Here is a 12,913-nt window from a genome sequence, read left to right on the forward strand (position 1 = left end):
AGGGGCGCCGGGGCGCCGAGATCGCGCAAAGCGTCATCACCGCCGCCCAGATCGAGCTGTGATGCGTTTCAAATCAAGCGCTTCGGAGTAAAGATTATACCAAAGCGCCGATTTGCTTCCTAGACTGGAGAGCGCGCCTCAGGGTTCGTTGCGGCCGTGGGCCACACGGAACCAGTGCTCGGCGTGCTGACGGCAGGTTTCGGCTTCGACGGTGTCGCCGGACCGCTCGGCATCGACGGCGCGGGCGAGCCACTGGCCGTGCTTCTGCTGGGCGGAGCCGTTGACCTTCGGATGCGCGCGCGCCGGTTCTCCCTGCACGGATTGCCGTTGGGCCGCTTTTCCGAACCGTGGCTGCCGACGGCCCCGATCGCCCGCCGGATTGTCGAATGGCATGAATGTTGATCCTCGAGTGGTCCGCAGACCGTAATCAGGAGCGAAGGACCATCCCGAACCCTCAATCCTGGCGTTGTTTCGTCACACCGGAAAAAGCTCGGAAGGCTTCGGTCACATCATTCATGACCTGCGGGAAGAACGCAACGCGGCCGGCGAGCGGTCCTTCGCTGATCGGCGTGGGACGGGGAAGCGGTCGCGGCAAAGGCGGCGGCTTGCCGGGGTCCCGCTCGTCGGCACGCGGAGGCTCGTAGAAATGCAGGGCGAGTTGACCGTTGGGTTCGGCGGCGTAAGGAAGGCCGGGCTCGGTCCGGCGCTCCGCACCGGGAAGGACATACTGATCGCCTTGGGCGGTCCATTCTGTCAGCGGCATCCAAGACACCCCCTGCACCGGTTGAAGCCTCGCCCAACCTATCAGGTTTCCAGCAATCCGCTCCAGCGAATAGGGCGGATTGCCGGATGTGCGCGGTGGTAGGGGAGCAAAGCCGACGGCGGCTCAGTCGGTCTGTGGCAGCCGGGCGATCACCTTGATCTCGAAATCGAAGCCGGCGAGCCAGTTCACGCCAACCGCGGTCCAGTTGGGATAGGGCTTGCGAGGAAACGCCTTGTCCTTGACGGCCAGGACGGTCTCGAACTGGGCCTCCGGGTCGGTGTGGAAGGTCGTCACGTCCACGATGTCGTCGAAGGTGGCGCCGGCCGCCTTCAGAACCTCGCGAAGATTGTCGAAGGCCAACTGAACCTGCGTCGCGAAGTCGGGCTCGGGCGACCCGTCCTCACGGCCGCCGACCTGCCCCGAAACGAAGAGCAGATCGCCGGACCGGATGGCGGCGGAGTAGCGGTGGATCTCGTAGAGCGCCTGCCGGCCGGCAGGAAAGAGGGCGTCGCGCCTGGACATGGATGTCTCCCGTTCGGATTGGACCTGGACCAGGAGATAGCAGCCACGGGGGTGCGCGATCAGACGTTGAAATCGGCACGGGCCGATGCAAGATCGCCATCAATGATACGCCCCTCCCTGAACGATCTCAGCGCCTTCGTGGCCGTCGCCACCCACCGCAGCTTTCGCCGCGCGGCGGATGAGCTGGGAACGGCGCCGTCCACATTGAGCCACGCGATGCGCGGTCTTGAGGATCGGCTCGGCGTCCGGCTCCTCAACCGCACGACCCGCAGCGTCTCGCCGACCGAAGCGGGGCTTGAGCTGCTCGGCCGCCTGACGGTCGCGCTGACCTCCCTGGACGAAGCGCTCGACGCCGTCACCGCCTTTCGCGGCAACGTCGCCGGCCGGGTTCGGATCAACGCGCCGCGCGTGGCGGCGGCGGCCCTTGTCCGCGGCGTCCTTCCCCGCATGGTCAAGCGCTTTCCCGACGTGACGGTGGACATCGTCGTCGAGGGGCGGTTGATCGACATCGTGTCCGGCGGCTTCGACGCCGGCGTCCGCCTGATCGACTCCATCCCGAAGGACATGATCGCGGTGCCCTTCCCGGACCCGATCGGCTTCGTCTGCGTCGCCTCCCCCGCCTATCTCGACCGCGCCGGGGAGCCGACGACGCCGGATGAACTCCAGCGCCATCGCTGCATCGGCCACCGCCTGCCGGGCGGCCGGCTGTACCGCTGGGAGTTCGAGCGGGCCGGGCGGGAATTGACGGTCGATGTCAACGGACCGCTGATTCTCGACGATGAGGAGTTGATGGCGGACGCCGCCGCGCAGGGGCTGGGGATCGCCTATGTGGCGAACTGGGCCGCCGAGGCCGCGCTGGCGGAGGGGCGGTTGCGGACCGTCCTGCCCGCCTGGATGCACAAGCCGGAGCGGGCGGCGGTGTACTATCCCGGGCACCGCGCCGTGCCGCCGGCCCTGCGGGCGTTCCTCGACGTCGTCAAGACCATGCCGGTCGGTGCGGGAACGCATTGATGACCCCACAAACAAGCGGGTCCCCGACGCCTGCGGCCGCCACTATGATGGCGCCCCGTTTGGTTCAGGGAGTGGTGGGGCATGCTGGTCCGGCAGGGTGAACATCGTGGCGTGTCGGCGGACCGCAGTCTGGCTTGGTCATTGGCCGGCATCGCCGGCGCCGTCAACGCCGCGGGATTCTACGCCGCCGGCCTCTATTCCTCGCACATGACCGGCACCGTCTCGACCATGGCCGACCATCTGGCGCTGGGCGAGATGGGCGCCTTCGGCATGGCGCTGGCCATCGTGGCGACCTTCATCGCCGGGGCGATGGTGTCGGCGATGCTTATCAACGCCGGGCAGCGCCGCGGCCTGTCGGCGATCTACGCCTACAGCGTCTGTCTCGAAGCCCTGCTGCTCGCCGGACTCGGCGCCGCCGACGTCTGGCTGCACGAGCTTCGCGGCGCCGCGCTGGTCATGGGGTTGAGCTTCCTGATGGGGTTGCAGAACGCCATCGTCACGCGCATCTCCAACGCCCGCGTCCGCACCACCCACGTCACCGGCATGATCACCGACATCGGGATCGAGCTGGGCAACCTGATCGACGACCTCTACCACCGCAACGGCCGGGATCGGATCCGGGTGACGCTCGACAAGCTGAAGACGCATCTGCCGACCGTCGGCTCGTTCTTTCTGGGCGGCGTGCTGGGGGTGCTGGGCTACAGCGCCTGGGGAGCGATGCTGTTCGTGACGCTGGCGGCCATCCTCGCCGGCTTCGCCGCCCCGGTGATTCTCGCCGAATGGCGCGTCGCGGAGTAGGAGCGTTTCAAATTCAGCGTTGCCGGACGCCGCCTTGGAGTGTTGACGCACCATGACCGATTCCGCAGGCCCGATCCCCGACATCATCGCCCCCGGCCTGGACGCTTTGTTCGTGGGATTCAATCCCGGAACACGCTCCGGCCAGCTCGGCCACAATTACGCGGGGCCGGGAAACCAGTTCTGGAGATTGCTGGCGGCGGCCGGTCTGACGCCGCGCCTGCTGCGCCCGGAGGAGGACCGGCTGTTGCCGGAGTTCGGGCTGGGCTCCACCAACCTCGTGGCGCGGGCGACGCCGGGCGCCGCCGATCTCAGCCGCGCGGAGCTGCGCGGCGGCGTGCCGCGGCTGCGCGCCCTGGTCGCGGAATTCCGGCCGCGGGTGATCGCCTACACGGGGAAGGGGGTGTATCTCGCCGCCGCCGACCGCGACCGGGCGGAGTGGGGCGTGCAGCCGGACAGCCTGTTCGATGGTCCGGTGGACGTCGTGCTGCCCTCGCCCAGCGGGCTCGCCCGGCTGCCCTTCGCGGAAAAGCTGCGCTGGTTTTGCGAGGTCAAGCGGGTCATCGACGCTGAAGTTGACACCCGCCGCTGACGTCAGCGGGTGTCCGTTACAAATTCAGCGTTGCCGACGGTCAGGCCAGCAACTCGTCGAGAAGGGCGTGGAGGCGGCGCAGCTCCTGCCATTGCGCCTCGCTGAGCTGCTTGCGGTGCGCCCGCAGCTCCCCGGCGTCGACGGTGGAAAAGTCCTTGGCGATGCGCTGGACGGCGGAGACGAAGCGCACCGCCGGGGCCGGCTGAACCTTCGCCGCCGCCGCGGAGTCCGGCTCTCCACCCATCTGGGCGCGCTTGGCCTCGCGCAGCGCCTTGACGGTGCCGCCGTCCTTGATGGTGTCCCACAGCTTCCTCTGGAGGACCGGATCGTCCACCGCGGCGATCTCCGTCAGGATGCTTTTCGGGACGGAACGGTGGCGCGTTTCAAATTCAGCGACGATGTCGGCCGGCAGACGCAGCAGCGACAGGGTGCGGGTGACCTCCGCCTGGCTGCGCCCGATCACCTGCCCCAGCGCCTCGTGCGTGTAGTCGTGCCGCTCGATCAGCCGGGCGAAGGCGCGGGCCAACTCCATGGCGTCGAGGTCGACGCGCTGGATGTTCTCGATCAGCGCCAGCTCGTCGGGGTCGCCGTCGGTGACGATGGCGAAGATGGTCTGGCGCCCGGCCAACCCGCAGGCGCGCAGGCGCCGCTCACCCGCGATCAGCCGGTAGTCTCCGTCGCCGAGATCCTGCACGAGAACCGGCTGCTTCAGCCCGTGGCGGGCGATGGAGTTGGCCAGCTCCTGCAGCGACTGGTCGTCGAAATGGCGGCGCGGCTGGTCGGGATTGGGGTGCACCCGGTCGAGATCGACCTCGATCAGCCGCGGGAAGTCGGCGGAGAGCCCGAACAGCGCGTCCCCGCCGCGCTGTGCCGCCTTGTCGAAAATGCGGGTGCTGGTCCGTTCGAGTTTACGAGACATGGGCGTCTTCCGCAGTCTGGAGGTGAGCGGCCAATTCGCGCGCCAGTTCGCCGTAGGCCTGGACGCTGTTGGAATTCGGATCGGCCTCGATGGCCGGACGGCCGGCGCCCGACGCCTGGGCGAACAGGGTGGCGCGCGGAACCGCGTTCAGAACGCGGGTGCGCCCCTCGTAATGCTCCTGAATCTCGCGCAGGCTGGCCTGATCCTGCGTCAAGCGCGACGAGAACATGGTCGGCAGGATGCCGAAGATGTTCAGCGACGGGTTCGAGCGGCGGCGGATCTTGGCGATGGTTTCCAGCAGCAGCGGCACGCCGAGCCCGGCGAACACCTCCGTCTGCACGGGAATCAGCACGAGATCGCTGGCCGCCAGCGCGTTGATGGTGAGAAGGCCGAGGTTGGGCGGGCAGTCGATCACGATGACATCGTAACGGTTCCGCACCTCCGCCAGCTTCTCCTTGAGGACCAGCGAGTTGTCCGGCTCGGCCACCAGCTCGGTCTCCGCCGCGGCCAGCCCGATGCTGGAGGGGGCGAGCATGACGGCGCCGCCGCACACCGGCTGGAGGATGCTGTCGAAGGACGCCCCGCCGCGCACAACATTATAGATGCCCTTGCGCTGGGTTTCGATCTCGCCGGGGTCGAGCCCCATATGGACGGTGGCGTTGCCCTGGGGATCGCTGTCGAGAAGCATCACCTTCAGGCCCAGCGTGGACAGCGCGTAGGACAGGTTGACCGCCGTCGTCGTCTTGCCGACGCCGCCCTTCTGGTTGGCCACCGCCACTACGGCGCGCTGAATCTTGGGCATCCCTGTGTTCTGCGGCACGGCGGCCATCCCGCCCTGACCGGCCAGGAAACCGGCGACCTGCTGGGGGATGCGCTCTGCCCCGCTTTCCCACCGGCTGATCCGGGAGCGGTCGTAGCGGCGGTTCAGTGCGCCGTTGAGCCATGTCGCGAAGCTCAACTGGTCCTCGGCGCGCCGTTCGCGGATGGCGCGCAGTTCTTCCCCGTTCATCGGGCCTCCGGCTTTCCCTGTGTGAGGTCCTTTCTTGCAAAATGTGACGCAACTGGTCAAGCCGGAGCGCGCCGAATTGCGTCAAATGGCGGTGGGAGCGGGGGTCATGCGACGTCGTATGGGACTATGGTCATAGAAAAGCAGGCTTCGTGCCGGTCGCGGCGAACCGCGGAAAACCGTTCCGCAGTCGAATCGACCGTGACCCCGTCAAGCCCATTTTTCGAAGCGTTACCAATTCAGCGTTGGGTGGAGGGAGCCGCTTCGATTCGGCCCTTGAATCGCCTGGAGTCCGCCGTTTCAAATTCAGCGTCGTATGCCGATTCGAGGGTTTCTGCCGGCGTTTCAAGATCTGCGCGAGACTCGCCGAGTCGGCTAAGCCCTGGAAAGCCTTGGGTTTCCGAGTCGAATGTTACCAATTCAGCGTTGGAGCCGAGTCGCCTTTGTATCAAATTCAGCGTCGGGTCCGCTTGACAGTTGACGGTCCGCGTCTGGAATCGTCCATCCGCTCCGCTGCACGCTTCGGTGGAGGAAGGGGGTTCGGATCACCCTCGAATGCCCGGTTGGCGATTCTCCGACCCTTCCGACGTTGCGTTTTCAGCGAAGGGGGTCGCGCCAGCACCCGCGCAACCGGTCTAACCGGAGAATCCTATAGGGACTCATATAGGACATGGTTGCGAGTTCAGCGTGGATAACCGCCTTTCGTGACTCGTCTTCAGCGTGGATGAGCGAGTCCCCGTTGCGACTTCGGCGTCCGCCCCGTTGCGGAATCAGCGAACCGATCCGGCTGGTTTCGCCCGTTGCGATTCCAACTCAGCGTGGACAAGCCCGTTCGGCTGTGGACAAGCGGCTCGGCGGCCCTGGATGCTCCGTTGGCGACGCTGATTTTGAAACACCGGCTGGAACGCTGGCTCGGGGATCGCCGTGGGGAAGGGGACGGTCGGGTTCGCCAAAGGCCGCTTCGCTGAAGTTGAGTCGGAATCTGCAGCTTCCGTTGCGACTTCAGCGATTCGTGGGATGGACGCGCTTCACAGCCACCACATTTTGTGTTTTCTGAAATGACAGGAACGTGACCGAACGAGGCCGGAGGGGTCCCATGGCGAAAATCCACGAGCAGCTTACCCTGGAGGGATTCGAGGCGGTTCTTGCCCGCACCGAAGACCCCAAGGAGCGCCGCCGTGTGATGATGGCCCATGAAGCGCTGTCCAACGAGATGGACGCGATCGGCTATCTCCACGCCGGTTTCTGCCAGGCCTCGCTGCCGCACCGCAAACCCAAGGACGAGACCGCCCCCTGGGTGCGCAACAACGGCAAGTACCAGCTCGTGGTCCGCCCCGGCATCCTGCCGCTGCGCGACGGGACGGTCCTGGACGTCGGCGTTCCCTATGGCGCCAAGGCGCGCCTGATCATGATCTACCTGCAGACCGAGGCCCGCAAGACGCGCAGCGCCCATGTGGATCTGGGGCCGAGCATGAGCGCGTGGTTGCGTCGTCTCGGGCTGGCCCCGACGGGCGGCGAGCGCGGCAACTACAAACCGGTGCGCGAGCAGGTGCTGCGGATCGCCCGTAGCGAATTCACGTTGCGCACCACCACCGGCCCCTCGACGGCGGAGATTTCCGACCAGCGCCTGATCGACGGCATCAAGCTGTGGCGGGACGAGGAGGACACGCCGGACCTGTTCCGCACCGGCGGCGAGTGGGTGCGCTTCGTCCGCCTGACCCAGAGCTTCTTCGAGCATCTGATGGAGCACGCCGTCCCGCTGGACGAGCATGCCATCGCCAAGCTGAAGAACTCCGCCCTGGCGCTCGACGCCTATGTCTGGCTGGTCCACCGCCTGCACCGGCTGGACAAGCAGACGGTGGTTCCCTGGCACGCCCTGTCGCAGCATTTCGGCTCGGTCAGCGAACACCGCGTCCTGGCCTTCCGCCTGAAGGAAGCCCTGAAGGACGTCATGGCCGTCTATCCCGACGCGAACATCGAGCCGACCTCCAAGGGACTCGTGCTGCGTCCCTCGGCGCCGGCCGTGCCGTCCAACAAGCATCTCGTCCTGCGCCCCGTCCGCGGCTGATGGGGTTGCGGCTGAGTGGGTTGCGGTTGTGTGCCGCAGAGCATGTGACCCGGTGCGTGCTGTGAGTCGTTGAAAGACACCGCCAAGACGTGACATTGTTCATTGGTTGCAGCCATGCCGCGCAGTTCCCGCAGCGGATGCCGCGAAAGGGCCAATTCCAATGTCCTACAGGGTCGACGACGATCTCTATCCAGCGCGCGCCGTGGTCTCGATCGAGGCCACCTGGGGAAACCGGACGTTTGTCGGTTCAGGTTTCCTGGTCGGCCGAAACGACGTCATCACCGCGTCCCACGTCGTCTACAACGCCGCTCTCGGCGGCAAGCCGAGCAGCCTGAAGATCTACCCGTCCTACAATCCCGGCAAGTCGGACAACGTCGCCTACGGCGTCGCCAAATCCCAGTTCTTCACCAATTTCGATCCGGATTCCGACGGCAAGGTCATCACCGGCGATTTCTACCGGACCACGCAGAGCGGGTCGGAGATCGACGTCGCCCTGCTCACCCTGTCCCAGCCCATCGGCGACAGCTACGGCTATTTCGGGATCGACTGGTCCTACGGCGGCGGTGCGGCCAGCGTCCTGGGCTATCCCGTCAAGTATGGGCGCTACGAAACCTACGACAGCGGCACCATCCGCCGGTCGACCGTCGACACGGTCTACTATGTGAACGCGGATCTGGAGATCAATCCCGGGAATTCCGGGGGGCCGATCTATTACAGCTCCGGAGACAAGGTGTTTGCCGTCGGCGTCGTGTCGACCGCCGTCGGGGCCACCGCGCTTGGCGGTCACGCCTATTGGCTGAAGGACGCCCTGACGGCCAACGATTCCTACATCTCAAGCGCACCGCCGGCTCCCGAATCGGAGCGGCGCGCCGTGGTGAGCAACGGCTCGTCCAGCCGCGAAGTGCAGATGGAAATCTATGTCGGTCCGGTCGCCACGCTGAAGAACCTCTTCCTGGGCACCAAATCCATCGAGATCATCATCGGCAGCGACGTCGGCGATTTCTTCAACCTGGGCGCCGGCGACGATGCGGCGGACGGCAAGGGCGGCGACGATGTTCTCGATGGTGGCACCGGCTCGAATTTCCTGACCGGCGGCTCCGGCACCGACACCTTCTTCCTGGACGGGCGCGGCGGGGGCGTGACCTGGTCCACCATCACCGATTTCGAACCGAACGAGTGGGCCACCGCCTGGGGATGGAAGGAGGGGCTGTCGACGCTCACCTGGGAGGCGATGGCCGGTGCCGAGGGGTACAAGGGCGCAACGGCGCACATCGACTTCGACGGCAACGGCAGCATCGACGGCAGCATCACCTTCACCGGAAAAGCCGTCGGTTCGGTCATCACCATGCCGGGGCAGGTCGGTGCCGACAGCTATCTGGCCTTCCGTCTGGCCTGACGCCGTCTGGAACCGGCGGCGCTACAGCGGCAACAGCAGTTCCCGTTCCGCCGCCGCCTCTGGCGTTGCCAGCGTCCCGCGGGTGACCGTCACGGCGCTGCGCCCGCCGCCCTGCGGGATGACGCGGACCTGCACGCCGATCCGCTCCACCAGCGCCGGCACATGGCTGATGACGCCGACCTGCCGCCCGGTGGCCTGGAGCGCCTCCAGGCAGGACAGCGCCAGATCCAGGCTGCCGGGGTCCAGCGTCCCGAACCCCTCGTCGATGAACAGCGTGCCGATCCCGGCGCCGCCGCCTTCCGCCATGGCCGACAGGCCGAGCGCCAGGGCCAGCGACACCAGGAACATCTCGCCGCCGGACAGGCTGTGCACGCCGCGTCGCTCGTCGCCCATCTCGCCGTCCACCACCTGGATCTCCAGGTCGGCCCCGCCCACCCGCTCCAGCCGGTAGCGGCGGGCGAGATCCGCCAGATGGCGGTTCGCCTGCACCAGCAGCAGGTCGAGGCTGAGGCTCTGGGCGAAGTTGCGCAGCTTCCGCCCGTCGGCCGAGCCGATGAGCTGCGCCATGGTCGCCCACAGCCCCTGTGCCTTGCGCTGCGCCTCCACCCGGTCGAGCACGGCGGCGAGGCGACCGCGATTCTCCATGTCCGCGCGCAGCCGGGCCTGAACCTCGCCCAGCCGGCCGCGGGCCTCCTGAAGGCGCCGGCCCGTCTCGGCGCCGCCCGCGGCGGCCTCCTCCGCACCGAGCAGGGGGCGCCCGGCGGCGTGGTGCTCCCGCCGCAGCCGCGTCCGCTCCGCCGCCAGAAGCGCCGTCTCGCGCCGCGCCGACTCGAGGGCGGCCAGAGCCCGCTCCTCCCCAGTCAGCCAGTCCTCGTCCCGGACCAGATGGGCGCGCGCCGTCTCCACCGTCACGCCGCAGCGCTCCGCCGCAGCGGCCAGCGCGTCGGCCGCGGCCTCCGCCTCGGCGGCGCAACGGCGGGCGGCCTCGCCGCGCGTGGCGACGGTCTGCTCCGCCCCCGACAGGCGGGCCGCCGCGTCCTGCCGGGCGACGGTGGCCTGCTCGACCAGGGCCTCCGCCCGCTGGCGGGCCTCGGTCAATTCCTTCTTCACCGCGGCCACCGCCCGTCCGCCCAGCAGGGACGCCCGTGCCGCGCGCCGCTCTTCCAGCGTCGCGGCGAGCCCCTCGCACCGGCGCCGCGCCGCCCGCTCGGCCTGCCGCGCCCCCTCCAGCTCCGCCGCCTTGGCGCCGTCCTGCCGTTCCAGGGCCTCCAGGTCGCGCCGCGCCTGGGCCAAGCCCTCGCGCTGGCGCAGGACCTCGGCGACCCGCTGGCGCAGGCCCTCGCGGAACCCTTCGGAATCGCCGTCGAGGTCGGCGGCCCAGTCCCCCAACCCGGCGAAGGGCTGGGCCAGCTCCGTCCGCACCGTCTGCCGGGCTTCCGCCGCCTGATCGCGCCGTGCCCGGGACAGGGACTCGGCGTGGCGGGCCGAATCACGCTGTCGGGTCCGCGTCTCGATGGCCCGGTCGGCGTCGGCCAGCGTCGCGTCCCGGTCCCGGCACGCCTGCACCGCCGCGTCGAGCCGTGCCTTATGGTCCAGCGCCGCCGCCTCGGCCCGCCCGACCTCGGCCAGGTCCGCATCGACGCCGGCCAGCCGCCGGGCGACGGTTTCCGCATCCGGCCCGGCCTGCAGGCCGAAGGCCGGTGCCCGTTCCGCCCAGCGCTCCTCCGTCGCCGCCCGTTCCACCGCCAGGGCGGCCAGCCGCCCGGCCAGGCTTCCCGCACGCTCCAGCGCCGCCTTCGCCGCGGCGGTCCGGGCGCCGTGATCCATCGCCAGCTCGGTCACCTCGCCGCTCAGGCCGGCGACGTGGCGTTCCTGGTCCTCGGCCAGCCGGTCGAGCGGCGTGTGGCCGGTGCCCCACGGGTGCTCCGCGGCGCCGCAGACCGGGCAGGCCTCGCCGTCCACCAGCTGGGCGCGCAGGGACGCCACGGTCTCGCTGCGGGCAAGGCGCAGGCGGCGCAGCGCGAGATCCGCCTCCTCCAACGCCGCCCGGCGTTGCTCCAGCCGCAGCTTCGTCTCACCGGCGCGGGCCTCCTCCTCCGCGGCGGCCGCGCACTGCTGCTGCCGTTCCGCTTCGGCCTCCGCGCTGTCCGCCGCCAGCCGCGCGGCCCGCTCCGCCAGCTGGGCCAAGGCCACCAGCCCGTCGCGCCGTTCCGCCAGCGCCGTGCGGCGCCCGCGCAGGCTGTCCAGCGAGTCCACCGTTTCGGCCTTCAGCGCGGCCAGCGTCCGCTCGGCCGCGTCCCGTCGTTCGGCGGCGTCCCGCCGGACGGCGGCAAGGCGGGCCAATTCGGCCTCATGGGTCGTGGCCTCCGCGGCGGCGCGGCCGGTTTCCGCCTCCGCCTCACGCGCCACCCTCGTGGAGTCGCGGTGGCGCAGCAGCAGCGAATCCCAGCGCGCCCATTGGTCGGCCACCGGCCACAATTCCGTCTGGCCGGCCAGCCAGCTCTCGCGCTCCGCCGAGTCGGCACGGGTCCGCTCCAGCGCCGTCCGGGTGGCGCTCCAGCTCTCCGCAATCCCCTTGGCGTCCGCCTCCGCCGTCGCGGCGTCGGCAAGCGCCCCGGCCCGTTGGCCGGCCAGCGCGGCGATCTCGGCGTCCAGGGCGGCGGCCCGCTCCAGCTCCGGTTCGGCGGCGTCGACGGCGCCGCGGGCGGCCTCGTAGGCGCCGCGCACCTCGCGATGCCGGGCCTCGGCCTGGGCCAGCCGCCCCTGCGCTTCCGTCACCGCCGCGTGGGCGCGGTCCAGCGCCGTCCCGGCGTCCGATGCCGCCGCGGCACAGCGGTCCGCCTCGCTCAACCGCACCCGCAGGGGCTGAAGCCGGCGCAGCAGAGCGGCTTCCTCCCGCCGCGCGGCGGCCTCCTGCCAGACCAGTTCGGCCCGTGCGCTCGCCGCGGCGGCGTCCGCCTCGGCCTTGGCCAGCCGGGCGTCCTGCTCATGCCAGACGACGGCGGCGCGGGCCTGCTCGAACGCGGTTTCCTCCTGCCGGACCGCCTCGGCCGCCGCTCCGCCTTCGGTGTCCAGGGCGGCGCGCTCGTCGTCGGTCAGCACGCCGATGCCCGCGCATTGCGCCTCCAGCGCCTCCAGCGCCCGCTGCTCCTCCCGGGAGCGCTCGTGCGCGGCGACGGAAATGCGGGAATAGATCTCGGTGCCGGTCAGCAGTTCCAGCAGGGCGGAGCGCTCCATCGCCGGGGCCTTGAGGAAATTGGCGAAATCGCCCTGGGCCAGCAGGACGGCACGGCGGAACTGCTCGAAGCTCAAACCCAGCCGGGTGGAAATCTCGTCCAGCACGCTGGTCTTGCCGTCGCCCAGCCGCTTGCCGTCGGCCAGCGCGGTCAGGCTCATCGTCTGCTTTTGCAATTGGCCGCGCGCGTTCTGCCGCGCCCGCCGCAGCTCCCAGCGCGCCCGGTAGGCGGCGCCGTCGATCCCGGCGAAATCCACCTCGGCCCAGCCGGACCCGGCGCCGCGGCGCAAAACGCTGCGCACGTCGGTGGTGCTGATGGCGTCGGTGTCGCCGCTGGCGCCCAGCGCCACGCCGCGCCCGTCCGGCAGCCGCGGCATGCGGTCGAACAAAGCGAGGCACAGCGCGTCCAGGATGGTGCTCTTGCCCGCCCCGGTCGGGCCGGTGATGGCGAACAGCCCGGCGTGGCGGAGCGGTCCGCCGGCCAGTTCCACCGCGAAGGTCCCGTCCAGGCTGGCCAGATTGCCGCCGCGAATCGCCAGAATCCGCATCACGCACCCTCCTGCACGGTCGCGACCAGTTCGTGGAAGGCGGCGAGCAAGGCCGGCT

Annotated in this window: 12 protein-coding genes (1 of these 12 cut by a window edge); 5 read left to right on the top strand and 7 right to left on the bottom strand. The window is 69.4% G+C overall.

Annotated features, from left to right (window positions below):
- Nucleotides 1-138 precede the first annotated feature (138 nt).
- The 3 genes from DXK32_RS07515 to DXK32_RS07525 form a co-directional block, all read right to left on the bottom strand.
- Nucleotides 139-393: a DUF4167 domain-containing protein gene (locus tag DXK32_RS07515; RefSeq protein WP_114857933.1), complete on the bottom strand. Its 255-nt coding sequence runs from the start codon at nt 391-393 to the stop codon at nt 139-141.
- A 61-nt stretch (nt 394-454) separates the two neighbouring features.
- On the bottom strand, nt 455-763 hold the full coding sequence (locus DXK32_RS07520; RefSeq protein ID WP_114857934.1) for a hypothetical protein: 309 nt from the start codon (nt 761-763) through the stop codon (nt 455-457).
- A gap of 123 nt (nt 764-886) precedes the next feature.
- Nucleotides 887-1,285 carry a RidA family protein gene (locus DXK32_RS07525; protein WP_114857935.1) on the bottom strand — a complete coding sequence of 133 codons (399 nt, stop codon included), beginning with the start codon at nt 1,283-1,285 and terminating at the stop codon, nt 887-889.
- Between the two features lie 102 nt (nt 1,286-1,387).
- Here DXK32_RS07525 and DXK32_RS07530 point away from each other — a divergent pair, with 102 nt between their 5' ends.
- From DXK32_RS07530 to DXK32_RS07540, 3 genes are all read left to right on the top strand, one after another.
- The gene (locus DXK32_RS07530; RefSeq protein ID WP_114857936.1) at nt 1,388-2,296 is read left to right on the top strand and encodes a LysR family transcriptional regulator; all 909 of its coding nucleotides are present in this window, start codon (nt 1,388-1,390) and stop codon (nt 2,294-2,296) included.
- A gap of 81 nt (nt 2,297-2,377) precedes the next feature.
- Nucleotides 2,378-3,094 (top strand): YoaK family protein, encoded by a 717-nt coding sequence (locus tag DXK32_RS07535; RefSeq protein WP_114857937.1) that lies wholly within the window; start codon nt 2,378-2,380, stop codon nt 3,092-3,094.
- Nucleotides 3,095-3,146: 52 nt separating this feature from the next.
- Nucleotides 3,147-3,683: a mismatch-specific DNA-glycosylase gene (locus tag DXK32_RS07540; RefSeq protein ID WP_114857938.1), complete on the top strand. Its 537-nt coding sequence runs from the start codon at nt 3,147-3,149 to the stop codon at nt 3,681-3,683.
- Between the two features lie 40 nt (nt 3,684-3,723).
- Here the strand turns inward: DXK32_RS07540 and DXK32_RS07545 are convergent, their stop codons facing one another.
- Together DXK32_RS07545 and DXK32_RS07550 are read right to left on the bottom strand one after the other, a co-directional pair.
- Nucleotides 3,724-4,602: a ParB/RepB/Spo0J family partition protein gene (locus tag DXK32_RS07545; protein ID WP_114857939.1), complete on the bottom strand. Its 879-nt coding sequence runs from the start codon at nt 4,600-4,602 to the stop codon at nt 3,724-3,726.
- Nucleotides 4,592-5,611, bottom strand: coding sequence for a ParA family protein (locus DXK32_RS07550; protein WP_051140539.1), 1,020 nt, complete (start codon nt 5,609-5,611; stop codon nt 4,592-4,594). Before DXK32_RS07550 ends, DXK32_RS07545 begins: the two co-directional genes overlap by 11 nt.
- A 1,093-nt stretch (nt 5,612-6,704) precedes the next feature.
- Here DXK32_RS07550 and DXK32_RS07555 point away from each other — a divergent pair.
- Nucleotides 6,705-7,676 (top strand): replication protein RepA, encoded by a 972-nt coding sequence (locus DXK32_RS07555; protein WP_014197970.1) that lies wholly within the window; start codon nt 6,705-6,707, stop codon nt 7,674-7,676.
- A 160-nt stretch (nt 7,677-7,836) separates the two neighbouring features.
- The gene (locus DXK32_RS33410; protein ID WP_114857940.1) at nt 7,837-9,072 is read left to right on the top strand and encodes a trypsin-like peptidase domain-containing protein; all 1,236 of its coding nucleotides are present in this window, start codon (nt 7,837-7,839) and stop codon (nt 9,070-9,072) included.
- Between the two features lie 21 nt (nt 9,073-9,093).
- Here DXK32_RS33410 and DXK32_RS07565 read toward each other — a convergent pair whose 3' ends face one another.
- Both DXK32_RS07565 and DXK32_RS33415 read right to left on the bottom strand, forming a co-directional pair.
- The gene (locus DXK32_RS07565) at nt 9,094-12,855 is read right to left on the bottom strand and encodes an AAA family ATPase (RefSeq protein ID WP_114857941.1); all 3,762 of its coding nucleotides are present in this window, start codon (nt 12,853-12,855) and stop codon (nt 9,094-9,096) included.
- A protein-coding gene (locus tag DXK32_RS33415) for an exonuclease SbcCD subunit D (protein ID WP_114857949.1) crosses the window boundary here: on the bottom strand, nt 12,855-12,913 show its final stretch. Its footprint extends 1,198 nt past the window's final position; 59 of the gene's 1,257 nt are visible here — the last part of the coding sequence; its start codon lies beyond the right edge, outside the window; it ends in the stop codon at nt 12,855-12,857. The genes DXK32_RS07565 and DXK32_RS33415 overlap by 1 nt, the downstream gene beginning before the upstream one ends.

The sequence above is a fragment of the Azospirillum brasilense genome, from assembly GCF_003349955.1.
GTDB classification, from domain to species: Bacteria; Pseudomonadota; Alphaproteobacteria; order Azospirillales; family Azospirillaceae; genus Azospirillum; species Azospirillum brasilense_B.

Excerpts from the sequence above, each read along its gene's own strand:
- DXK32_RS07515 (WP_114857933.1), bottom strand. The coding sequence starts at position 393 with ATGCCATTCGACAATCCGGCGGGCGATCGGGGCCGTCGGCAGCCACGG.
- DXK32_RS07520 (WP_114857934.1), bottom strand. The coding sequence starts at position 763 with ATGCCGCTGACAGAATGGACCGCCCAAGGCGATCAGTATGTCCTTCCC.
- DXK32_RS07525 (WP_114857935.1), bottom strand. The coding sequence starts at position 1,285 with ATGTCCAGGCGCGACGCCCTCTTTCCTGCCGGCCGGCAGGCGCTCTAC.
- DXK32_RS07530 (WP_114857936.1), top strand. The coding sequence starts at position 1,388 with ATGATACGCCCCTCCCTGAACGATCTCAGCGCCTTCGTGGCCGTCGCC.
- DXK32_RS07535 (WP_114857937.1), top strand. The coding sequence starts at position 2,378 with ATGCTGGTCCGGCAGGGTGAACATCGTGGCGTGTCGGCGGACCGCAGT.
- DXK32_RS07540 (WP_114857938.1), top strand. The coding sequence starts at position 3,147 with ATGACCGATTCCGCAGGCCCGATCCCCGACATCATCGCCCCCGGCCTG.
- DXK32_RS07545 (WP_114857939.1), bottom strand. The coding sequence starts at position 4,602 with ATGTCTCGTAAACTCGAACGGACCAGCACCCGCATTTTCGACAAGGCG.
- DXK32_RS07550 (WP_051140539.1), bottom strand. The coding sequence starts at position 5,611 with ATGAACGGGGAAGAACTGCGCGCCATCCGCGAACGGCGCGCCGAGGAC.
- DXK32_RS07555 (WP_014197970.1), top strand. The coding sequence starts at position 6,705 with ATGGCGAAAATCCACGAGCAGCTTACCCTGGAGGGATTCGAGGCGGTT.
- DXK32_RS33410 (WP_114857940.1), top strand. The coding sequence starts at position 7,837 with ATGTCCTACAGGGTCGACGACGATCTCTATCCAGCGCGCGCCGTGGTC.
- DXK32_RS07565 (WP_114857941.1), bottom strand. The coding sequence starts at position 12,855 with ATGCGGATTCTGGCGATTCGCGGCGGCAATCTGGCCAGCCTGGACGGG.